Annotated in this window: 23 protein-coding genes; 9 read left to right on the top strand and 14 right to left on the bottom strand. The window is 71.0% G+C overall.

Annotated features, from left to right (window positions below; all coding sequences use genetic code 11):
• Nucleotides 1-63: 63 nt before the first annotated feature.
• Nucleotides 64-531, top strand: a complete 468-nt coding sequence (locus tag C464_RS06295; protein WP_006112793.1) for a peroxiredoxin — start codon at nt 64-66, stop codon at nt 529-531.
• Between the two features lie 139 nt (nt 532-670).
• Nucleotides 671-1,822 (top strand): hypothetical protein, encoded by a 1,152-nt coding sequence (locus tag C464_RS06300; RefSeq protein WP_006112794.1) that lies wholly within the window; start codon nt 671-673, stop codon nt 1,820-1,822.
• A 26-nt stretch (nt 1,823-1,848) separates the two neighbouring features.
• Here the strand turns inward: C464_RS06300 and C464_RS06305 are convergent, their stop codons facing one another.
• The 3 genes from C464_RS06305 to C464_RS06315 all read right to left on the bottom strand — a co-directional run bounded on the left by C464_RS06305 (nt 1,849) and on the right by C464_RS06315 (nt 5,245).
• Nucleotides 1,849-2,763, bottom strand: a complete 915-nt coding sequence (locus C464_RS06305) for a DMT family transporter (protein ID WP_006112795.1) — start codon at nt 2,761-2,763, stop codon at nt 1,849-1,851.
• Nucleotides 2,764-2,849: 86 nt separating this feature from the next.
• Nucleotides 2,850-3,896, bottom strand: a complete 1,047-nt coding sequence (gene idsA3 / locus C464_RS06310; RefSeq protein ID WP_006112796.1) for a geranylfarnesyl diphosphate synthase — start codon at nt 3,894-3,896, stop codon at nt 2,850-2,852.
• Nucleotides 3,893-5,245, bottom strand: a complete 1,353-nt coding sequence (locus C464_RS06315; protein WP_006112797.1) for a ribonuclease J — start codon at nt 5,243-5,245, stop codon at nt 3,893-3,895. The genes idsA3 and C464_RS06315 overlap by 4 nt, the downstream gene beginning before the upstream one ends.
• A gap of 255 nt (nt 5,246-5,500) precedes the next feature.
• On the opposite strand from C464_RS06315, the gene C464_RS06320 reads away from it, so the two are divergent.
• The 6 genes from C464_RS06320 (at nt 5,501) to C464_RS06345 (ending at nt 10,669) form a co-directional block, all read left to right on the top strand.
• The gene (locus C464_RS06320; protein WP_006112798.1) at nt 5,501-6,151 is read left to right on the top strand and encodes a hypothetical protein; all 651 of its coding nucleotides are present in this window, start codon (nt 5,501-5,503) and stop codon (nt 6,149-6,151) included.
• Nucleotides 6,148-7,440, top strand: a complete 1,293-nt coding sequence (locus tag C464_RS06325) for a hypothetical protein (protein ID WP_006112799.1) — start codon at nt 6,148-6,150, stop codon at nt 7,438-7,440. Before C464_RS06320 ends, C464_RS06325 begins: the two co-directional genes overlap by 4 nt.
• Nucleotides 7,441-7,520: 80 nt before the next feature.
• Entirely contained in the window at nt 7,521-7,763 is a 243-nt protein-coding gene (locus tag C464_RS06330; protein WP_049910922.1) for an LSM domain-containing protein, read from the top strand.
• Nucleotides 7,760-7,936 carry a 50S ribosomal protein L37e gene (locus C464_RS06335; protein WP_006112801.1) on the top strand — a complete coding sequence of 59 codons (177 nt, stop codon included), beginning with the start codon at nt 7,760-7,762 and terminating at the stop codon, nt 7,934-7,936. The genes C464_RS06330 and C464_RS06335 overlap by 4 nt, the downstream gene beginning before the upstream one ends.
• A gap of 174 nt (nt 7,937-8,110) precedes the next feature.
• Complete coding sequence (locus tag C464_RS06340; protein ID WP_006112802.1) at nt 8,111-9,148, top strand: MsnO8 family LLM class oxidoreductase; 1,038 nt, start codon at nt 8,111-8,113, stop codon at nt 9,146-9,148.
• A 111-nt stretch (nt 9,149-9,259) separates the two neighbouring features.
• On the top strand, nt 9,260-10,669 hold the full coding sequence (locus tag C464_RS06345; protein WP_006112803.1) for a carotenoid oxygenase family protein: 1,410 nt from the start codon (nt 9,260-9,262) through the stop codon (nt 10,667-10,669).
• Between the two features lie 39 nt (nt 10,670-10,708).
• Here the strand turns inward: C464_RS06345 and C464_RS06350 are convergent, their stop codons facing one another.
• From C464_RS06350 to C464_RS06370, 5 genes are read right to left on the bottom strand one after another with little or no spacing between them, the layout of a single operon-like run.
• Nucleotides 10,709-11,428 carry an SDR family NAD(P)-dependent oxidoreductase gene (locus C464_RS06350; RefSeq protein ID WP_006112804.1) on the bottom strand — a complete coding sequence of 240 codons (720 nt, stop codon included), beginning with the start codon at nt 11,426-11,428 and terminating at the stop codon, nt 10,709-10,711.
• A gap of 48 nt (nt 11,429-11,476) precedes the next feature.
• Nucleotides 11,477-12,595, bottom strand: coding sequence for a deoxyhypusine synthase (locus C464_RS06355; protein WP_006112805.1), 1,119 nt, complete (start codon nt 12,593-12,595; stop codon nt 11,477-11,479).
• A 39-nt stretch (nt 12,596-12,634) separates the two neighbouring features.
• Nucleotides 12,635-12,919, bottom strand: coding sequence for a ubiquitin-like small modifier protein 1 (locus tag C464_RS06360; protein ID WP_006112806.1), 285 nt, complete (start codon nt 12,917-12,919; stop codon nt 12,635-12,637).
• Between the two features lie 23 nt (nt 12,920-12,942).
• Nucleotides 12,943-14,319 (bottom strand): TrkA C-terminal domain-containing protein, encoded by a 1,377-nt coding sequence (locus C464_RS06365; RefSeq protein ID WP_006112807.1) that lies wholly within the window; start codon nt 14,317-14,319, stop codon nt 12,943-12,945.
• The gene (locus C464_RS06370; protein WP_006112808.1) at nt 14,316-15,581 is read right to left on the bottom strand and encodes a potassium channel family protein; all 1,266 of its coding nucleotides are present in this window, start codon (nt 15,579-15,581) and stop codon (nt 14,316-14,318) included. The genes C464_RS06365 and C464_RS06370 overlap by 4 nt, the downstream gene beginning before the upstream one ends.
• Before the next feature lie 122 nt (nt 15,582-15,703).
• Here C464_RS06370 and C464_RS06375 point away from each other — a divergent pair, with 122 nt between their 5' ends.
• Entirely contained in the window at nt 15,704-16,870 is a 1,167-nt protein-coding gene (locus tag C464_RS06375; protein WP_006112809.1) for an NAD-binding protein, read from the top strand.
• A gap of 27 nt (nt 16,871-16,897) precedes the next feature.
• Here C464_RS06375 and C464_RS06380 read toward each other — a convergent pair whose 3' ends face one another.
• From C464_RS06380 to sdhC, 6 genes are all read right to left on the bottom strand, one after another.
• The gene (locus C464_RS06380; RefSeq protein WP_006112810.1) at nt 16,898-17,533 is read right to left on the bottom strand and encodes a uracil-DNA glycosylase; all 636 of its coding nucleotides are present in this window, start codon (nt 17,531-17,533) and stop codon (nt 16,898-16,900) included.
• A 102-nt stretch (nt 17,534-17,635) separates the two neighbouring features.
• Nucleotides 17,636-17,863, bottom strand: a complete 228-nt coding sequence (locus tag C464_RS06385; protein WP_006112811.1) for a helix-turn-helix domain-containing protein — start codon at nt 17,861-17,863, stop codon at nt 17,636-17,638.
• Between the two features lie 299 nt (nt 17,864-18,162).
• Complete coding sequence (locus C464_RS06390; RefSeq protein WP_006112812.1) at nt 18,163-19,992, bottom strand: FAD-binding protein; 1,830 nt, start codon at nt 19,990-19,992, stop codon at nt 18,163-18,165.
• Nucleotides 19,993-20,045: 53 nt separating this feature from the next.
• A complete protein-coding gene (locus C464_RS06395) occupies nt 20,046-20,936 on the bottom strand; it encodes a succinate dehydrogenase/fumarate reductase iron-sulfur subunit (RefSeq protein ID WP_006112813.1) in 891 nt (296 codons plus the stop codon).
• 7 nt (nt 20,937-20,943) lie between these two features.
• Nucleotides 20,944-21,315 (bottom strand): succinate dehydrogenase hydrophobic membrane anchor subunit, encoded by a 372-nt coding sequence (locus tag C464_RS06400; protein ID WP_006112814.1) that lies wholly within the window; start codon nt 21,313-21,315, stop codon nt 20,944-20,946.
• A gap of 1 nt (nt 21,316) precedes the next feature.
• The gene (gene sdhC, locus C464_RS06405; protein WP_006112815.1) at nt 21,317-21,742 is read right to left on the bottom strand and encodes a succinate dehydrogenase, cytochrome b556 subunit; all 426 of its coding nucleotides are present in this window, start codon (nt 21,740-21,742) and stop codon (nt 21,317-21,319) included.
• Nucleotides 21,743-21,872: the final 130 nt, after the last annotated feature.

Raw genomic sequence — 21,872 nt, forward strand, 5'->3', positions numbered from 1 at the left:
GGATGCGAGAGGCCGGTAAAAATGGACCGAATCCCCTAACTCGGTTGAGGAGAGTCAATCCGTATGCTCGAACCCGGCGACGCCGCGCCCGACATCGCGCTCACCGACCACCGCGGCGAGGCGGTCACCGTCGACCCGGCCGCGGCCAGTCACACGGTAGTGTACTTCTATCCCCGCGCCGACACGCCCGGCTGTACCGCCGAGGCGTGTAGCTTCCGCGACGAGTGGGACGCGTTCGAGGACGCCGACGTCGCCGTCGTCGGGATCAGCGACGACCCGGTCGAGGACCTCGAACCGTTCGCCGCGGAGTACGACCTCCCCTTCACGCTCCTCTCGGATCCCGACGGCGCGGTCGCGAGCGAGTACGACTCCTACGGCGAGAAGTCGATGTTCGGGAACACCTTCGACGGCGTGTTCCGGAACACGTACGTCCTCGACGACGAGGGCACCGTCGTCCTCGCGTACGAGGGCGTCTCTCCCGAGGACCACGCCGTCGAGATACTCGACGATATCGACGCGCTCGACGACTGAGCGGAGCGGTCGACGCCGCCGCGCCCGGTCGCTATCGCCCGGAAGCCGGGGACCGCATCCGGTCGCAGTCACGGGCCGCCGAGCGACCGTCCGGTCGCCACCCGGCAGTATTATACGCTCTCGTTAGTCAGGTGAAACGATGCCCTCCAAACGAGCGTTCGCGAAGCGCCTAGCCGCGCTCGCGGCGACCGGGTTGGGAGTCGGTGACCCGATCGACGCCCTGACGGCCGAACAGTTCGGAGACGGAGCGCTCGCGGTCGAGTCGAGCCCGACCAGAGCCCGCTCCGCAGGCGACAAAGCGGCGACCGGCCGGTCGGACACCGCCTCGGGCGGCCCGCGGTCGGCGGTCGCCGCGGGAGCCTACGATCCGGCCGCGACGGCCGCGGCCGACGCCGACACCGTCGTGACCGGGAGGCTCGATCCGACCGTTCTGGCGGCGACCGGCCTCCCGAGCGGGCTCGGGAGCCGGGTCCGTCGGCTCCTCGGGCGATACGACAGCGTGTCGCTCGGCGCGCTCCGTCGGGCGGCCGGCGGGGCCGCGCTCACCGCGGACGGGCCGGCGGGGTGCGCGGTCGCGGTCGGCGACGTGGACGCGGCCGCGCTCGTAACCGAACTCGACGCGGACCCCGACGTGACCCGCGAACCGGACGAGCGCGCCGGATTCGTCCGGTTCCGCGCGCGCGAAATCGGGTCGGCGGTCGCGGTGACGCCGGACGAGGTCGTGGCCGCGTTCGGGCCGACCGCCGCCGCCGCCGCGGCGCACCGCGACGCCGGAGTCGGAGACGAGTCTCGACGGGGGGCGGGCACGACCGCGAACTACGGGCCGCTGCCGTCGCTCCTCGGCGGGGACGCGACGGTGTGCGTCGACCTCGGCCCCGACGCCCGGCGGCGGCTTCGGCGTCGCCTCGGCGACGCGCCGGCCGAACTCCGCGCCGTGCTCGACGCGTCGAGCGCGGTCGGCGCGTCGCTCCGCGTGATCAAAAGCGGACCGGCGGCGACCGCCGACGCGGGCGCGACCGGCGACGCGGACGGGGACGGGGAAGACGGCGGCGGGCCGAGCGTCGCGCTGCGCTACGGAGCGGTCGCGGACCCGCGGCGGCTCGATCGGGAGACCGCGGAGGCGCTCGCGCGGGCGGTCCGCGAGGGCGACGCGGCGCTCTCGGACGCGACCGTCGCCCGGCACGGGCGGACCGTTGTCGTCGACGCCGCCGCGGGGGGCGACCTCTTCGCGGCACACGGCTCGCTGTTCGGTGTCGACGTCGGCGACCCGGTCGACGTGGCTGTCGATTGAGGCGACCCGCTTCGGGCGGGTCGCCGCTATCCGGCCGGCCGGACCTCGGCGACCGCGGCGGCGATCTCGCGGCGCTTCAGCAGGCCGAACCCGGCGACGATGACCGCGAAGCCGGCGACGGTGAACGCCGTCACCGGCTCCGCGAGCAGGACGGCGCCCGCGACGGTGGCGACGACCGGGACGACGTAGGAGACGAGGTTGATCTCGAAGGGACCGAGCCGGTCGAGCAGCGTGAAGTAGATGGTGTACGCCACCGCCGACGAGAGGAGCCCGAGGAACGCCAGCGAGGCGACAGCGCGCGGCGCCGCGGCCGGGAGGCGCTGGCTCTCTCCCAAGCCGAGGCTGAGCGCGTGGATGGCGACCGCGCCGAACCCCATCGCCCAGCCGGTGAGCGCGACGCTGGAGAACGTCGTCTCCACGGTCCGGAGGCCGACGCTGCCGACCGCGACGGCGATCACGCCGACCGCGATCAGCCCGACGCCGACCGCGACGCCGCCGCCGAGGTTCGCGGGGTCGGGCTGCGCGACGAGCCCCACGCCGAGGAACGCGAGGACGACCCCGACCGCGCCGCGCGCGTCGAGGTCCGCCCCGCCGATCCACGCGGCCGCGACCGCCGCGGTGGCGATGGGGACGAGGCTGTAGGTGATCGAGGCGATGCCGCTCGTCGTGTACTGCTGGCCGACGAACAGCAGCGAGTTGTTCGCGGCCACGGAGAGCCCGCCGCTGAACCCGATCGCGGCGAGGTCGCCCCGCGTCCGCGGGAACGGGTCGGACTGGGTGAGGAGGACGTACGAGATCAGCGCCAGCGCGGCCACGTCGAACCGGTAGGCGGCGTACAACACCGGCGGGTAGTAGTCGAGGCCGACCTCGATAGCGACGAAGGAGCCGCCCCAGAACAGCGCGAGGAGGCAGAACAGCGCGGCGTTTCGGTACCGTGACACGGTCGCTCCGACGCGGGCCCCGGATAAAGCCGTGTCCGTCGCGGCCCGGACCGCCGGTGCCGGCTCGTCCGGATCGGGCGCGCGGCTCAGTAGCCGCGGACGATGAGGTAGTCCGCGAGGTCTTCGAGCAGCCCCCGGGAGCCGCTCTCGGGGAGGATCTGGAGGTGCTCCTTCGAGCGCTCCGTGAGGTCCTCGGCGGTCTCCCGGGCGTACTCGATGGACCCGACCTCCTCCAACGCGGCGACCGCGTCGTCGATGGCCGCCTCGGTCACCTCGGCCGGGGTGTCGGCGTCGACCAGCCCGTCGACGTCGACGCCCTGTTGCCGGGCGTGGAGCGTGATGAGCGTCTCCTTCCCCTCGACGAGGTCGGAGCCGCGCTGCTTCCCCAGCTCCTCCGAGGGGACGGTGAGGTCGAGCACGTCGTCTTGGATCTGGAACGCGCGCCCGGAGTCGATCCCGTATCGGTAAAGGGCGTCGACGACCGCCTCGTCCGCGCCGAGTAGGAGGGCGGGCGTCGCGGCGGACGCGCCGTACAGCACCGCGGTCTTCAGCTCGACCATGTCCAGGTACTCGTCGGGGAGGATGTCGTCGCGGCTCTCGAAGGCGACGTCAAGCGCCTGCCCCTCGCAGATCTCGGTACAGGTCGACGCGAGCATTCGCATGGCTTCGAGGCCGTGCTGCGGGTCCGCGCCGGTCTCGGTCATGAACTCGAACGCCTTCGAGTAGAGCGTGTCGCCCGCGAGGATCGCCGTCGAGACGTCGTACGCCTCGTGGACCGCCGGGACGCCCCGGCGCAGGTCGTCCTCGTCCATGATGTCGTCGTGGATCAGCGTGAACGACTGGATCACCTCGATGGCGACCGCGGCGCGCATCACGTCGACGTCGTCGCCGCCGAGCGACGAGAACGCGCGGAAGTCGGCCCCCATCGGCTCCGTGCCGGTGACCGCCTCCGCGGCCAGCGTCGTCACCGTCGGCCGGAGTCGCTTCCCGCCGGCTTCGAGGATGTACCGGGTGGCCTCGTACAGTCGCTCCGGCTCCTGTACCGGCAGCTCCTCGTCGATAGCGGCGTTGACGAGGTCACGCCGCTCGCGGATGGCGTCCAGCACCCGCGCCTCCTTCGTCTCGCTCGTCATTCGACGAGTTGGATCGTGGACCCGTTCTGCGTCACGTGAACGTCACGTCCGAGCTTGTACCCCTGCGTCTTCGCGAGGTCGACGTACGGCGAGCGGCCCTTGAGCGTCTGGTGGCCGGGAATAAGGTGCTGCGGCTGGAGCGCCTGGAGCATCTCGTAGTGCCCCTCCTCGCGGAGGTGGCCGGAGACGTGGATGTCGTCGTAGAGGCGGGCTCCCTGCATCCGGAGCAGCTGTTCGGACTGGTAGCGCTGCCCCTCGTTGGTGGGCTCCGGGATGACGCTCGCGCTGAAGACGACCTTGTCGCCGTCGTCGATCTCGTACGGCGTCTCGCCGCGGCCCATGCGGGTGAGCATCGCGCGCGGCTCGCCCTGGTGGCCCGTCACGATGGGGAGGAAGTTCCCCTTCCCCTCCTTCATGATCCGCTTGAACGCGCGGTCGACCGACTTGCGGTGGCCGTACATGCCGACGTCGCCCTGGAAGTCGACGAAGTCGAGCCGCTCGGCCGTGCCGGAGTACTTCTCCATCGAGCGCCCGAGCAGGACCGGCTGCCGGCCGATCTCGCGGGCGTACTCGACGAGGGTCTTCACGCGGGCGATGTGCGAGGAGAACGTGGTGGCGATGATGCCGCCCGTGTAGTCCTCCATCGATTTCAGCGTGTCCTCGACGTGCTTCTTCGCGTACGACTCGGAGGGCGTGCGGCCCTTGCTCCCGGCGTTCGTACAGTCCTCGATGTACGCGAGGACGCCCTCGTCCTGCCGGCCGATCTCGCGGAACCGCTCCATGTCGATCGGGTCGCCGATGACGGGGTCGTGGTCCAGGCGCTTGTCGAGGCCGTAGACGACCGCGCCCTCGGGCGTGTGGAGGACCGGGTTGATCGCGTCGATGATCGAGTGGGTGACGTTGACGAACTCCAGTTCGACCTGCTCGGAGTCGCCGATCGCCATCGACGCGCCGGGCTTCATCTTCACGAGATCGTTGTCGACCTGGAACTTGCCCTCGTCTTCGATCTGCTGGCGGACCAGCTCGATCGTGTACGGCGCGGAGACGATCGGCGCGTCGTAGCGGTGGGCGAGCTTCGGGATCCCCGCGATGTGGTCGAGGTGACCGTGGGTGGGGACGATCGCCTGAACGTCGCCCTCCAGTTCGCTCATGACCCGGTCGTCCGGGATGGCGCCCATGTCGATCAGGTCGAGGCTGTGCATGCTCTCGGTCTCCACGTTGTCGTGGATGAGGACCTTACTGAGGTTCAGGCCCATGTCGAAGATGACGATGTCGTCGCCCGCGCGAACCGCCGTCATCTGTCGACCGACCTCTTCGTAACCGCCGAGTGTCGCAATTTCGATTTCCATAGTGTGTCCGTGTGTGACGCCGTGGTCGGCGTCGGTCACTGAACCCCGCAAGGAGCCGTCGGCGCTACGTCCTACCGCGCGTCGTTGAAGGCCCCGCTACGGCCGAGTCGTCGCGACTCACCGTGTCCCGCGGGAGTGTGGTACTTCGGCGTACTCTCGCCCACGTTAAAAACTCCCGGGTTCGCCCCCGCGACGTCGGTTCGCGTCCGAGCGGCTCCCACAAAGCGTTTCACGCCCTCGGTCGAACCGCCGGCGATGGCAGACGTTCCCCGCCGCCGAGCCCTCCTCGCGGCCGCGTCAGGGATCGCCGCCCTGGCCGGCTGCGCCGGCAGCGAGACGGCGTCGAACAGCTACCCGACCAGAGAACGGCCGATCGACGGCTACGAGCTCGAGAAGGCGCGCGACGAGGCGGGCGACGCGCTCGTCGCCGCGGGGGACGCGCTCCCGTCGCCGTCCACCGACGAGCCGGCGCGACAGCGCCGAGGGGCGCGGCGAGTGCTGGTCGCGGACGACGACCTCGCGGAACTCACCTTCGCCGAGACCGACCCGGGCGAGGCGCTCCGGTCGTTCTGCGAGGCGACCGACTTCGACGCCGCGTCGGTGTACCTCCTCGCGATGCCCGTGATGGCCTGCCGGGAGATCCGGTTCCGGTCGGTGTCCGTCGAGCCGGACGACGCCGCCGAGGGCGACCTCCACCCCTACGCGCAGTTCTGTGAGGCGTACCGCCCGGCCGACGCGGCGTGCGCCCCCGACGAGTTCCACACCGTCGGGTTCGCGATCCGGCTGCCCGTCGCAGCCGACCGCTCGACCGGAAGCGGGCGCGGCATGAGCGGCTCCTGTCGGCGGCGGGGTCGGCCAGCAGTGTTCAACTCGTCGGCGACCGAGTCGGGGGGTGACGACGCGTGACCGCCGACTCCGGCTCCCGCCGCCGGTTCCTCGCCGGGATCGCGACGGCGGGCGCGGCGGCCCTCGGCGGCTGTTCGGCGCTCCCGTTCGCCGGCGAGGAGGGGCGGCCAGAGGCGCCCGCGTCGCTCCCGTCGGACGCCGTCGGATCGGTCGAGTGGCCGGCGTCCCCGTTCCCGGCGGCCGTCCCCGGGTCGCTCGCGGACGGCCACGAGACGCGGGCGCTCGAGATGCTCGCCGACGTGCCGGCCGACCCGGACGTCCCCAACGTCGCCGTCGCCGAGAAGATCGGGAACGACCGGGAGCGCGCGATGGAGCGGACGAACGCGGCCCCGCCCGACGGCTGGCCGGTCGACGCCCTCTCCGCGTGGCGGCGACGGCGGGAGGACGCCGCGGCGGTCCGCGGCGCGCACCGCGCGGCCACCGGGACCGACGACGCGGCGGAGCTGGCCGCTCGCCGGCGCGCGGTCCGCGCCGACCGCAGTTCGCTCGCGGCCGACCTGACGTACCGCGCCGGCTCCCCCGCGGAGGCGGTCGTGGCGTACGAGCCGGTCGAGTCGCTGCTCGCGCGGTGCGCGGCGCACGTCGAACCCAGTGTCGCGTACCCCGCGGACCCGGTCGCCGACCCGTTCCGGGCCGGCGAGGCGATCGCCCGCGTCGAGCGCGCGCGAGCCGCCGCGAGCGACGCCGAGGGGCTCCGGGACGCATTCCTCGGCGAGCGCGACGACCCGGCCCCGCAGTGGGCGTCGCTGGTCGCGGCCGCCGACGAACTGCGGGCCTCGGTGAGTCGGACGCGCGCGACCGTCCGCGAGCGGCGGCGCGGCGAGGACCCGCTCGACGGCGAGGACCTGAGTGGGACGGTCGCACAGGAGCTCGTCGCCACGAGCGAGAGTCGGGTCGAGTCGGTCGTCGACGACGTGGAACGGGCGGTCGACGACGGCGACCACGCGACCGCGGTGGTCGAGGCCGGCACCGCGCTCGCCGAGGTCGACGCGTACCGGCGGATCGTCGACGAGATTCGCGACGGGAACCACCGGGAGGTCCCCTCGGAGTCGTCCGTCCGGTCGGCCGCGGAGCGAGCGAGGACGGCGGTCGACGAGGCGGGCGCGGTCGACGATCCGCTGGCGGCGCGGCTCGTCCGCCCCGAGGTAGAGCTGTTCGGGTACGTCGCCGACCGCGTCGGGGAGGGGTACGGCTCGGCCCGCCGGACGCAGGCGAGTCTGGTGTACGCCGCCCGCTACGCGAGCGCGGTTCCGGCGGCGGCCGACTTCGTGCGGGACCGGCTGGAGTGACGGCCGGCTCGTGTCAGTCCGACCGGGTTCGGCGGCTCGTCCCGGTATTTTTATTATCGCGACGGGCGGCGGTACGGACAATGAGTGGACGACCCCTCGACGTGCTCGAAGCGTCGCTCGAGGAGCCGGTGACGGTACACCTGAAGGACGGGACGACGTACTACGGCGTCCTCGGCGGGTACGACCAGCACATGAACGTGGTCATCGAGCCCGAAGACGGCGTGGGCGACCGCGTCGACGGCGACCTCGACGGCGAGTTCGCGGTCGCGATCGAAGACACAACGATTATACGCGGCGATAACGTCGTCACCATCAAAGCATGACCGGCGCAGGTACGCCCTCTCAGGGAAAGAAGAACAAGACGGTCCACGTGAAGTGTCGACGCTGCGGTGAGAAGTCCTACCACGTCAAGAAGGAGCGCTGCTCCTCGTGCGGCTTCGGCGAGTCCGCCTCCCGGCGCGACTACGCCTGGCAGTCGAAAACCGGCGACAACTGACGACGCGGTTCTTCTCTTCGCTTTCGCTCACCGACCAGCCGCGGCGCTCAGCCGGGTTTGTTCTCGTGACGTCACAGTCCGCGCGATTATGATCTCGCGGCTCGCGCGGTTTCGATCCCCCGACCGCTCCGCCGCCGAGCCAACCGTTAACCGGATCAGTCGCCGACCGGGGGTATGGACCTCTCAGTCGTCGACCTCTCGCCGGTCCCCCGCGGCGGCACCGCGGCGGACGCGTTCGCGAACACGGTCGACGCCGCGCGCCACGCCGAGCGACTGGGCTACGAGCGGTTCTGGGTCGCCGAACACCACGGCATGGGCGACCGCCTCGCGGGCACCACGCCCGAGGTGCTGCTCGGCCGTCTCGCGGGCGCGACAGACTCGATCCGGATCGGCTCCGGCGCGATTCTACTGAACCACTACAGCCCGTTCAAAGTGGCCGAGTCGTTCGGCGTCCTCGACGGGCTGGCACCGGGCCGCGTCGACCTCGGGATGGGGCGCGCGAACGGCTCCGCCGCGTCCGACCGCGCGCTCGGCACCGACCGCCGCGTCGAGAAGCCGAACGAGGACCACCGCGAGCGGATCACGGCGGTGGTGAACCACCTCCGCGACGCCTACCCCGACGAGCACCCGTACGCCGACCTGTCGGTGCCGGGCTCGGCGGAGGGACCGGCCGTTCCGTGGGTGCTGGGGTCGAGCCCGGCGAGCGGCGAGATCGCCGGCGAGCTGGGGCTGCGCTACTGCTTCGCCGGCTTCATCCGCCCCGGGTTCGGCGAGCGCGCGTTCGCCGAGTACCGCGAGGCGTTCGACCCTGAGGCCGGACCGGGCGGACTCGACGAGCCGCGGGGGATGGTCGCGGTCAACGCGGTCGCGGCCGAGACGGACGCGGCCGCGGCCCGGCGGCGCGCGCCCGCGGAGGCGACGTTCCGGCGGATGAAGCGCGGCGAACTGGGAGACGAGACGCCGACCGAGGCGGAGGCGATAGACGAGTTGGGCGGCGCGCCGGACCCGACGCCCGCGACGTTGGACGACGGCGAGTGGCCGCGGTCGATCTCCGGGAGCCCGGAGACGATCAGCGGGTTGCTGGAGCAGTTGGCCGACCGCGTCGGCGTCGACGAGGTGATGATCCAGCACACCGTGCCGGACCCCGAGGCCGCGCGCGACTCGCACGCGCTGCTCGCCGAGGCGATGGACTTGGAGCCGCGCGCCGACTGACGCGCGGGCGAGTGAGCGAGGGTTCGACGCGAGTCGGACCCGCTCCCGGGTTTTCCGCACTTCCAGAGGAGAGGTCATTTGATTAGTGAACGGTCCGTATCGGCGGTTCGTATGGGACAGGGCTACGGAATCGGGTTCCGATCGCTCGCGACGGAAGTCACCGACCACCGCCCCGCGGTCGAGGGCGAGATCCCGTCGTGGCTGTCGGGGACGCTCGTTCGGAACGGTCCGGGGCTGTTCGACGTCGACGGCGAGCGACTCGGGCACTGGTTCGACGGTCTCGCGATGCTGCGGCGATACGCGTTCGACGACGGGACGCTCTCGTACTCGAACCGCTTCCTCCGCACGGACGCCTACGCGGACGCGATGGATGGCTCCGTCTCCGGGCAGTTCGGCACCGACCGGACGGGCGTGGGGAAAATCGCGTCGTGGCTGCGGGCGCTCGGCCCGCCGGAGATCACGGACAACGCGAACGTTCACGTCGCCCGACTCGACGGCGAGTACGTCGCGCTCACCGAGGCGCCGCGTCGGGTCGCGTTCGACCCCGCGACGCTCGAGACGCGAGGCGTCTTCGACTTCGACGACGACCTCGGCGAGCACGTCACCGCCGCTCACCTCGTGCGCGACCCCGAGAGCGGCGCGTGGTTCGGCTTCGCGACCGAATTCGGCCGGACCCCCGAGTACCACGTCTACCGACTCGGCCCGGACCGCCGCGCCAGGGAACGGGTCGCGTCGATCGAAGCGGACGGGCCAGGGTACGTCCACGACTGTAGCATCACGACCGATCACGTCGTCCTCGTCGAGACGCCGCTCGTGATGCCGATCCGCCGCGCGCTGAGCCCGTTCTCCGAGGGGATTCTCGACGTCTTCGACTGGCAGCCGGAGCGCGGCACGCGCGTCCTCGTCGTCGATCGCGAGACGGGCGATCTCGTCGCCGATCCCGCGCTCCCGCCCGTCTTCGCCTTCCACCACATCAACGCCTACGCGACGAGCGACGAGGTCGTCGCGGACCTCGTCGAGTTCCCCGATCCCGGCATCGTCGACGCGATGCGCCTCGACGCGCTCGACGAGGACTCCTCGGACGCCGATATCCCCGACGGTCGCCCCGTCCGGTACCGCATCGACCTGCGGGACGACGGCGTCGATCGGTCGACGCTCCACCCGGTCGGCGTGGAGCTCCCCCGAGTCGCCCGCGAGGTCGTCGGCCGCGAGTACCGGTACGCGTACGCGCAGGCGACGGATCGGGAGGGCGCGAACGGGCTGGTGAAGCTCGACGTCGAGACCGGACGGACGCGCGAGTGGTGGGAAGACGGGGTCTTCGTGGAGGAGCCCGTCCCCGTGCGGCGGCCGGACGCGGACGCCGAGGACGACGGCGTCGTCGTCGCGCCGGCGCTCGACAGCCGCGCGGAGGAGACCCGCCTCCTCGTCTTCGACGCCGACACGCTCGCGCTCCTCGCCGACGCGTCGCTCCCCCACGTCGAGCCGTTCGGCTTCCACGGTCGCTTCTTCCGTGACGTCTGAACGCCACCGCACCGTCCGTTGTCCGCTGTACCGATCCCGTTATATGAACTCGGAGTTCCGCGGCCCGTTGGTGATGTGAACCTCGAACGGCTGCGTGCCGACGTCGTCCCGTTCGACGAGATGCCAGTACGTCTCCGCCATCTCGTCGGGGTCGAGGAACGTGTCGCCGTCCCGGTCGGGGGACCGTTCGCGAACACCCGGCGAGTCGATCTGTCCGTCGATGACGACGTGGGCGACGTGAACGCCCTCCGAGCCGAACTCCTGCGCGACGTCCATCGCCATCCCGCGGGCCGCGAACTTCGCGGCCGTGAACCCGACTGCGCCGCCGAGACTCCGCACCGAAGAGGTGGCTCCGGTGAAGACGACCGTCCCCCCGCCGGTCTCGAGCATGTCGCCGACCGCCTCCTGCGAGCAGACGAACGCGCCTCGGCCGTTCACCGCCCACGCCCCCTCGAACTCCTCGACGCTCGTGTCCATGAGCCCCGTCCACGAGGCGGCGCTCGCGTGGTTCACGAGGACCTCGACCGGACCGAACGCCTCTCGAACCGTCTCGAACCCGGCTCGGATCTGCTCGACCTCCGCGAGATCCGTCGGGACGGCGAGCCCCTCACCGGGGTCCGGCAGATCCGCGGCGAGGTCTTCGAGATAGTCCGCCGAGCGAGCGAAGAGCGCGACTCGACAGCCCTCGGCTGCGAACTTTCGGGCGAGCGACTCGCCGAGCCCCGGACCGACGCCTGCGATGATCGCCGTTTGGGTCATACGTCGCGTAGACGCCCCGCTCGTGTAAATCGTGGTGGCGACACGCCACTACTCCACGCGGTCGCGGGCCGCGGCGATCAGCATCGGGAGCATCACGGTCGCGTCGCCGTAGACGGAGGCGTTGCGCGCGTCCTTCTCCAGCTTCCCCCACGAGCGCGCCTCTTCGAGCGTCGCGCCGGAGAGCCCGCCGGTCGCCTCCGGGTCCATCGTGATCTGGACGGCGTAGTCGTACGCCCGCGGCGTGACGAGCATCGTCTGGAGCGTGAAGTTCTTCGGCACGCCGCCGCCGACGAGCAGGCAGCCCGCGTCGTCGGCCTCGAACGCGAGGTCGGTCAGCTCGGTCATGTCCGCGAGGGCGTCGAGCGTGAAGTCCGCGGTCTGCGCGTACATCCACGCCTGGAGCCCCAGCACGGAATCCTGAACCGCCGGGCAGTAGATCGGCACGTCGGACTCGTAGGCGGCGGCCGCGACGCCGGGCCCCTCGGGGACGTCGTCGCGCTCGTTGACCTCAGCGTTCGCGCGGCCGAGCTCGCGCGTGAGGTCGGCGATCGAGACCGCGCCGCCGCCGTCCGCGTCGGGGTCGGCCTCCAAGGCGGGGAACACCTCCTCGCGGAGGTGGCCCTCGAACTCGGCGAAGTGTTCCTGCGGGAGGTAGACGTTGTAGATGCGGTCGACCCCCTCGTCGCGGAGCCCCTCGTCGTGTTCGCGGAGGCTCTTCTCGGGGTCGTGAGTGCGACCGTGGTGGTGTTTCCCGCCGATGGCCTCGATGGCGTCGTGGGTGAGGTTCGCCCCGGTCGTCACCAGCGCGTCGACGTAGCCGTCCCGGACGAGGTCGGCGACGATCCGGCGCATCCCGGCGGGCACCATCGCGCCCGCGAGCGAGAGGAACACGGTGCAGTCCTCGTTCGCGAACATCTCCGCGAGCACGTCGCCCGCCTCGTTGACGGACGCCGCCCCGATCCCCGCGTCGCCGTAGCCGTCGACGAGTTCGCTCACCGTCATTCCGGCGGTCGCGCGGGTGTGACCGACCGGGTCCTCGTGGAACTCCTCGCGGTGCGGCTCGTGGTCGGCGCGGTCGTCGCCGTCGGTTTCGTCGCGGTGGGCGTCGCCGTCGACGTCTCCGGCGTCCGAACCCTCATGTCGCGTCTCCTCGTCGCTGTCTGTCATGGCTGCGGGTGGGGCCGGCGCGCGTTTGAAACGACCGATCTATCGGTCGGCGAGACCGCCGCTCACCGGCGGGAACAGCGCCAGCTCGTCGCCCGCCTCCAGCGTCGCGTCGAGCCCGTCGTCGTGACGGACGCTCCGCCCGTTCCGGAGGACGTTGATGTGGTCCGCGACGGTCCCGTCCTCCAGCACGCGATCTCTGAGGTCGGGGTGCGCGTCCAGCAGCGCGTCGAGGGCGTCGCCGACCGTGTCGCCCGGCTCCGCGTCGACGGCCACCACACGGTCGCCCGCGATCTCCGCGAGGTCGGCGAACAGCTTCCACTCCATGGCGTGATCCCCGCGCGGGCGACTCAAGAGCGTTGCGTCCCGTCGGGATTCGCGGCGGAAGCGCCGTCGCGGTCGGCGGTGTCGTCGGACGGGGGTTCACCGGGGGCGTCGGCGTCGTTCGGTTCTGCGTCGTTCGGTTCGGCGTCGCGGTCGGCCGCGGGGGTCTCGCCGTCCGCGTCGGCCCAACCGTCCGCGTCGGCCCCACCGTCCGCTTCGGTCGGCGTCGCGGCCGCCGCCTCGAACCGGCGGATCGCCCCCGGGCCGCCGACGAGGTACACCAGATCGCCGGCGCCGAAGACGTAATCGCGCGGCGGGATCGGCTGGACGGACCCCTCCGCGGGCCGGACCGCGGCGACGACGGCGTCGACCTCACCGACGGCGTCGAGCTTGCCGACCGTGCTCCCGTCGAGGGCGCTCCCGGCCGCGACGGTGACCGAGGCCATCGTCTCGTCCGCGTTCCGCAGCAGGGAGGCGAACTCCCGGTCCGCCCGCGGCTCGGCGGGGAGCGTCACGAGCCGGTAGCCGCCCTCGTCGGTCAGGCGTTCGGCGTCCGACTCGTCGAGCGCGACGGTGACGGCGTCGTCGGCGACGCCGCGGAGTTCGCCGGTCGTGACGCGCTTCGGCTCCGGGTCGTCGCGCCACAGTTGGACCGTGTCTCCGACGGTGGCGCTGTTCGGCGGGTCGGCCGAGACCGCGATCGCCGCCGACCCGGGCGCGAGCGTCGGGCCGAGCCCGGCGGCGCGGGAGCCGACCGCGAAGTACTCGACGGTCCCGTCGGCGGCGAGGTCGACGTCGACGTAACCGACGCCGTACTCGTCTTTGAGCCGGGTGACGAGCCGCTCGCGGAGCGCCTCCGGGGAGAGCTTCCGCGGGAAGAGCAGCGTCTTCTCGGCGAGTTCGGCCTTCTTCTCGGGCGAGGCGGGATCGTAGGTGTCCACGTCGCCGATCTCGTCCGCGGGCGGGAGCGTCACCGCGGTGAAGCGCCCGAGGGCGCGCACGACCCCGCTGAGTTCGCCTTCGAGCTGTTTGGCCCCGGAGAGCGCGAACACGTCGACCGCGAGCCGGTCGCCCGCGTACCGACCGACGGGCGCGGTCACCGCCGCGACGCCGAGCGAGACGAGGTTGAAGAAGACGCTCTCGGGCGCTAACAGCGCCGGGTTGTCCCCGATCGCGACCGACCCCAGCGAGGTCGTGTTGAGGTACAGCGCGACGACGGAGACGCCGAGCAGCGCGGTCACCCCCTCGGGTATCTCCGTGCGGAAGTACCAGCGGTAGGCCAGCGCCGCGCCCCCGGCCGCGAGGGCAACGACGACCGCGAAGGTGACGAGCGTGACCGCCGCCTGTCGCGGGCGGGCGAAGCCCACGTCGACGGCGGCGGCAGCAGCGACCGCGAGCGTCACGCGGCCACCTCCGCGAACCGGTCGAGCGCCTCGCCGCTCCCCACCACGAACAGGTCGTCGCCCGCCGACAGCGACTGCGAGCCGCCGGGCGCGAGCGTCCACGAGTCGTGCCGAGCCGCGAGGACCGCCACGCCGTACGCCTCGCGCACCTCGGCCTCGCCGATGCTGTGACCGTCCAGCGGTCCCCCGGCGACGACTGAGACCCGCCGGAACCGCTTGCCGGTCCGGCGCAGCAGGGCCGTGAGCTCGTACTCGCGGCGGGTTCCCCGTGACAGCACCAGGACGCGACCCCGGTCGGCGCGGAGGAGCGCCGTCGCCTCGGCGCGGTCGAGCGCGAGCGTCACCCGGCCCTCGCCGCCGGTCGTCGTGGGAGCGGTCGCCGCCGGGGGCGACGAGACGGCCGCCTCCCCGCCGTCGGTTCGGAGGTCGTCCGGGTCGGCGTCGTCGCCCCCGGCGGGAGCGGGGGTCGACGCCGCGGCGGCTCCCGGCTCGGGCTTCCCGCTCGACCGGGCGGCGATCACGGGCCCTCGGGCGTCGAGGTCCGGGGTGATCACGCGGACGACGTCGCCGCGAGCGATCCCCGTCGGGACCAGCGCCGACACCGACACCGCGCGCTTCCCCGCGGGCACCCGCTTCGAGAGCGCGCCGGTCGGCGGGGCGGCGGCCACGGTCGCGCGCGCCTGCTCGTCGATCCTGACCGCCACGTCGGCCAGGTCGAGTTCCGCCCGGAGCCGCTCGGCGAACCGGCCTTCGAGTTCGGCGAGCGGGAGGTCGGCCGGGAACGTCCAGTCGCCGTCGAGGATCGCGCGGCGCGTGTCGGCCGGCAGCGGCGGGTACCCCTCCATGTCGTTCACCTCGCCGGTCACCGCGACGGAGACCCGGCCGCGGCCGCCGACGAGTTCGATCACGTCGGTCGAGAGCGTCCGGTCGCGCAGCTGTTTGAGCGAGATCCGCTTCGGGACGCTGGCGCCGAGCCGGTCGCCCTGCGCGTGGGCGTACAGCGAGATCATCAACACCACGACGATCGCCGTGAGAATGGCCGGCGCGCGCTCCGACGACCGGATCGTCTCGTCGTTGAGCGCGAGGAGCCCCCCGTTGACGCCGGCGATCGCGAGCGACAACACGACGACGCCGAGCCCGGGGATCGTCACGTCGGTGACGTACTTGAACACGAAGCCGAGGGTGCCGGCCACCAGCGCGGGGACGATTCCGGTGATGACACCGAGATAGATGCCGAAGACGATCTCGACGGGCAGCGACATACGGCCTCCAATCCGCGGCGCGGTTAAACGTGTGTCGGCGGGATCGGCCCGCGGATCGCCCGCCGGGGTCGACTCCGAGGCGGCCTCGCGGGGTTTAAGTTCGGTCTCGGCGACCCGGGGACATGGAGCTGACCCGGGACTGGGTGACCGTCCGCGCGTCGATCCTGTTGACGTTCGCGGTCGCGGTGCTGTCGATCCTCGCCGGGCTGGCTCAGATCGGCGGCCTCGGCGTCTCTGGCCCGCTCGCCCCGTACGTTCCGGACGTCGTTCGACAGACCGTCGGGTTCACCGGGACGATAACCGGCTTCGCGATGTTCGGAAGCGGGTTCGCACTGCGGAACGGGTACCGGGTCGGGTGGTACACCACGGCGGTGTTGCTGCCGCTGACGGCCGTCCAAGGGCTGATGCAGGCGTCCGTCCTGTCGTTCCCGCTCGTGGCGCTGTCGGCGCTCTCGGTGCCGACGCTCATGATCAACCGGGGCCGGTTCGACAGGAGCTACTCGCCGTCCCCGACGCAACTCGCGGCCGCCGCCGCGCTGGTGACCGCCATCTCCTACGGGACGGTCGGCGCGTACGCGCTCCGCGACCAGTTCGGCGGGGTCGAGACCATCGTCGACGCGTTCTACTTCACCGTGGTCACTGCTTCCACGGTCGGCTACGGCGACATCAGCCCGACGACCGACATCGCCCAGCTGTTCGCGCTCTCCTCGCTCGTGATGAACGTCGCCGCGTTCGCGGTGGCGCTCGGGGTCCTGCTCACGCCCGCCATCGAGGCGCAGCTCTCCAAGGCGCTCGGGAAAATGACAGACAGACAGATAGACCTCCTCGACGACCACGTCCTCGTGCTCGGCTACGGGGACCTGACGGAACCGATACTCGAAGAGCTCGACGCCCGCGACGGCGTCGAGTACGCGGTCGTGACGCCGGACGAGACCGCCGCGAGGCGGCTCGCGGACCGCGACATTCCGGTGTACACCGCGGACCCCAGCGACGTCGACCCGCTCGAACGGGTCAACCTCGGCGACGCGCGGGCGGTCGTCGCCGCGACCGAAGACGACGCGCGCGACGCGCTCGCCATCCTCACCGCGCGCCAGCTCAATCCGGACGTGCGGATCGTCGCGGCGGTGACGCAGCGAGAGAACGTGGACAAGCTCCGGCGCGCCGGTGCCGACCAAGTGATCTCGCCGTCGACGCTCGGCGGGCACATCCTCGTCGACTGCGCGTTCGGCGCGGACAGCAAGGACGCGACCGAAGGGATCCTCGACGACGTCGACCTCGACGACGACTGAGCGAACCGGCGACTGCCGGCTCCGAACTCAGCGGTTCCGCCGCCCCTTCGTCTGGCGGTAGTCCCGGCTCAGCACGTTCTCGCGCATGTGCTCGCGGAAGGCGTCCGCCTCGTCGTCGCTCATCTCGGCCGGCTCCTTCATCGGCACGAGCTCGAACCCGCGCCCGCGGATCGTCGTCGCGTGCTCGGCCTCGACGTCGAAGGAGTCCGGCCGGCGCGTCGTGTACTCGACGGCCAGCTCGCGGAGCGGTCGGTCGCCGACCGGCACGATGATCTGGGGGTTTATCATCCGGATCTCCGCGTTGAGGAACGGCTCGCAGGTGTCGACCTCCCGGTCCGTCGGCCCGCGCTCCGGGTGTCGACACCGCGTCAGGTTCGTGAAGAAGACGTTCTGGACGTCCGGCTCCGTCGCGTCCGGCTCCGACCGGACGAAGCCGAGGTCGGCGAAGATCGATTGGACCAGCTCGCCGCCGCCCGCGCCGGTGAAGGGGACGCCGTTGCGTTCGGCGGCCGCCGTGGGTCCGGTCCCGACGACGAGGAACTCCGCGCCGACGTCGCCGTAGCCGTGAACGACGCGGTCGCGGGCGCCGCACAGCTCGGCGCAGTTCTCGCAGTCGGCGTCCATCGCGAACGGGTTCTCGAACTCCGTCTGGTTCGCGTCCACGGTGGACCTGTGCGCTCCGCATGCCTAAACGCTCCGGCGCGGGGGGGCCGTCGCGAGCGATAGTTCGGGAGGAATAGCGGTGCGCGGCCGGAACCGGCCGGGTCAGTTCGGCACGTAGCGGTCGCCGTCGCAGTCGACCAGCCCCTCGCTGCGGAGGGTCTTCAGGATGCTGTACAGGGAGAGCTTCTTCATCCCGAGCGACTCGCCCATCTCGGACACCGTGGCGTCGCCGTTCGTGGTCAGGAACAGGTACACGAGTTTGGCGCGGGGCGACTGGAGCTCCCGGGGCAGCGCGGGGGCCGCCGCGGACGCGGTCTCCGTCTCGAACATCTTGTTCGGAACGATGGGTTCGACGATAATAAACCCCCTTTTCAACGTTCGTCGAAACAGCAGGAAGGGACCGGAAACCGCCTCAGACGCCCGTCTTCGCTGAAACCGAACCGATAACGTCGATCGACGAACCGTAAATCGACGCGTATCGACGCTCGGTTTCGACCGTCGACGGATAGGAGACCGTGAACGATCCGGATCGATAAGGCGAAACGAGGCGGTTCGCGAGCACGGGAGTCCGCCCCGCGGAGTCGAAGCCCGCGACGCGTCGCCGCGGGCGACCGCGCGCGCCGGACGGTTCAGTACGACCGGCTCTTCGGCTCGTACGTCTTGTTCTCGCCTTCGAGGACGACCGGCTTGTACCACAGCTCCGGCTCGCCGTCGTTCCACGAGATGAGCGTGTGCTTCAGCCAGTCCTGGTCCTTGCGCTCCTGGTGCTCCTTGCGCCAGTGCGCGCCGCGGAACTCCTCGCGGGCCAGCGCGCCCATCGTCAGGGCCTCCGCGAGGTCCAAGATGTTGCGCGTCTCGATGGTGTGGATGAGGTCGGTGTTGAACGTCCGGGACGGGTCCGACACCGCGACGTCCTTGTACGCCTCGCGGGCCTCGCGGAGGTCTCCGAGCGTCTCCTCCAGCCGGCCCTCCTCGCGGAACACGTTGACGTTGCCCGTCATCGTCTCCTGGACGGCGGAGCGGATCTCCGCGTGGTTGCGCCCCTTCCGCGAGAGCAGTTCGTCGACGCGCTCCTGCGCCCGGTCGACGGCGCCCCCGAGGACGCTCTCGGCGTCGGTCACCACCGCGCCGCCGTCGGCGGCGGCCGTGCCGGAGCCGCCCGTCTCGCCGACCTCGACGCCGAACTCGTAGTCGGCGGGCTGCCAGTCGCCAGACCGGCCGGTCTCGATCTCGGCCTCGCCCATCTCCTCGCCGGCGGCGTGGCGGCCGGCGCGCTTCCCGAAGACGATGAGCTCCGGCAGCGCGTTGCCGCCGAGGCGGTTCGCGCCGTGAACGGACGCGCAGGCGCACTCGCCGGCGGCGTACAGCCCGTCGATGACGGTCTCGCCGAACTCGTTCGTCTCGATGCCGCCCATCGCGTAGTGCTGACCGGGCTTGACCGGCATCGGCTCCGTGAGCCCGTCCGCGCCCTCGAAGTCCTCCGCGAGGTGGAGGATGTTCTCGAGCCGGTCGAGGATGCGCTCCTCGCCGAGGTGGCGCATGTCGAGGTGGACGTACTCGTCCTCGATGCCGCGCCCCTCGTTGACCTCGGTCAGCTCGGCGCGGGAGACGACGTCGCGGGAGGCGAGCTCGCCGTCGTTGTTCGCGTAGCCGTGTTCGAACATGAACCGCTCGCCCTCGCTGTTGTAGAGGATTCCCCCCTCGCCGCGGACGCCCTCGGAGATGAGGACGCCGGTCGACGGCAGCGTCGTCGGGTGGAACTGGATGAACTCCATGTCCTCCATCGGGACGCCGGCGCGGTAGGCCATCGCGACGCCGTCCCCGGTGTTCGCCACCGCGTTGGTGGTGTGGTCGAACACCTGCCCCATCCCGCCGGTCGCGAGGATGACGCCGTTCTCGGCGCGGAAGCCGCTGATCTCGCCGCTCTGGATGTCGTACGCGACGACGCCGTGACAGGTCCGCTCCGCGGGGTCGTCCTCGTCGGTGACCGCGAGGTCCATCACGTGCCACTCGTCGTACACCGTGATGCCCCGTTTGACCACCTGCTCGTACATCGTGTGGAGCATCTGGTGGCCGGTCTCCGCGCCCGCGTACGTCGTCCGCGGGAACGAGAGGCCGCCAAACGGTCGCTGGGAGACGCGGCCGTCGTCCTCGCGGGAGAACGGCATCCCCCAGTGTTCGAGCCGGATGACCTCCTCGGGGCTCTCCTGACAGAGCGCCTCGACCGCGGGCGCGTCGCCGAGGTAGTCGGACCCCTTCATCGTGTCGTAGGCGTGGTCCTGCCAGGAGTCGGCGTCGCGCAGCGCCGCGTTGATCCCGCCCTCAGCCGCGCCCGTGTGCGACCGGACGGGGTGGAGCTTCGACACCATCGCCACGTCCGCGCCCGCTTCCTGTGCCGCGATCGCCGCCCGGAGTCCCGCCCCGCCGGCCCCGACGACGACGACGTCGTGTTCGTACATTGTTGGTATGTAATTTCGTAAGTTCCGGAGTCCCTTGATACTGTCTGTCGGAATTACCAGAATTTCAGGTTGTTCTTGACCGCCTCGCGCTTCAGCTCCTGGATGTGCTCGGTGAGGGGGATGTCCTTCGGGCACACCTCCGTACAGGAGAACTGGGTCTGACACCGCCAGACGCCGTGTTCCTGCTCGATGATCTCCAGGCGCTTCTGTTTCATCTCCTCGCCCTCGCGCTCGTCCATCGCGAACCGGTACGCCTTGTTGATCGCGGCCGGCCCGAGGTACTCGTTGTCGCCCGCGGCGATGTTACACGAGGACATACACGCGCCACACCAGATACAGCGCGTGGACATCTTGATCTTCTCGCGGTTCGCCCGGTCCTGGCGCTGCTCTTCGAGCTCGCCGTCCGGGTACTCGTCCGTCTGGAAGTACGGCTCGACGGCCTCCATCTGCTCGTAGAAGTGCTCCATGTCGACGACGAGGTCCTTCGTCACCTCGGCGTGCGGGAGCGGCTCGACGCGGACCGGCTCTTCGAGGTCCGATATCTGCGTCTTACACGCCAGCTTCTGGCCGCCGTTGACGAACATCGCGTCGGAGCCGCACACCGCCTGCCGGCAGGAGTGACGGAACGTGAGCGAGGAGTCGTAGGTGTCGCGCGCGTACATCAGCGCGTCGAGGACGGTCATCCCCTTCGTGAACGGGACGTGGAACGTGTCGAACCGCGGCTCCTGTTTCCCCTCGACCTGCGGGTCGTAGCGGAACACCTTCAGCTCCACCGTGCTCTCGTCGGCGGCCGCCTTCTCCGCTTCCTCCTCCTGCCGCTGTTCGCGGCGCTCGGCGGCGCGACGCCGCTTCTCGGCGCGGCGCTCCTCGCCCTTCGAGGCGGGCTGCGTCTCGGCTTCGGTCTCGGTCGATTCCTCGGTCTGCTTCGGAATTTGCGTGCTCATGGTCGGTTCAGTAGAGTCCGATACCCGCCCACGCGTTCGCGGTGCGGATTCCCTGCGCGATCAGCACGACGCTCGCGGCGACGAGCGTCCACTTGATCACGGTGCGTTTCGTGCCGGTGAGCCCCTGGTTCACCAAGGCGTTGTACACGCCGTTGACCCCGTGGAACGTCGCCGTCACGAGGAAGAGGATCATCAGCGAGTAGTAGCTCAGCGACTCCATCCGGGCCGAGCTCGCGAGGAACGACACCTCGTCGGCGTGGTGGACGAAGTGGAGCAGGAAGAAGTGGAACGCCAACACGACTAAGAGGAAGACCGCGGTGATCCGCTGGAGCAGCCACATGCGACCGCCCGACTGGAACGAGGAGTAGCGCTCGGCCATCTCAGAACGCCCCCGCGATGAACGTCGGCACGGACGCGACGGTGATCGCTCCCGTGAGGATCAGCGACGCGTAGAAGCTCTTGTCCTGTGCGTCGAGCCCGATTCCGAGGTCGGTGAGGAGGAGCCGGGTCCCGTTGAGCATGTGGAAGACCGCGACGGCCAGCAGCCCGACCTCCAGGAGGCGGACGAGCAGCAGCCCTTCCAGCGAGACGATGGTCTGCGTGTACACGTCGTTTCCCGCGGCGATCGCCGCTTCGCTCGCGCCGGCCGCCGGGATTCCCGTACTCAACACGGCGATGTGCGTGAACAGGTACCCGATGAGCACCCATCCCGTGAACTTGTGGAAGATCCACGCCCACATCCCCGCCTCGAACTCCCGCCAGCGGGCGAAGTCCTCGATGAGGCCTCGATTGTACGACTGACTCATACCTAACGGTTCTGAACCGGGGTCGTATAGTAGTTACTAACACGGCGGCGCTCGCTTCCGCGATCGGAACGCGGGCGATCCGCCCGTTCGGCCGTGAGCGACCCCCAACACTCCGATTCCGAAACGTGCC

The sequence above is a fragment of the Halorubrum coriense DSM 10284 genome, assembly GCF_000337035.1.
GTDB classification, from domain to species: Archaea; Halobacteriota; Halobacteria; order Halobacteriales; family Haloferacaceae; genus Halorubrum; species Halorubrum coriense.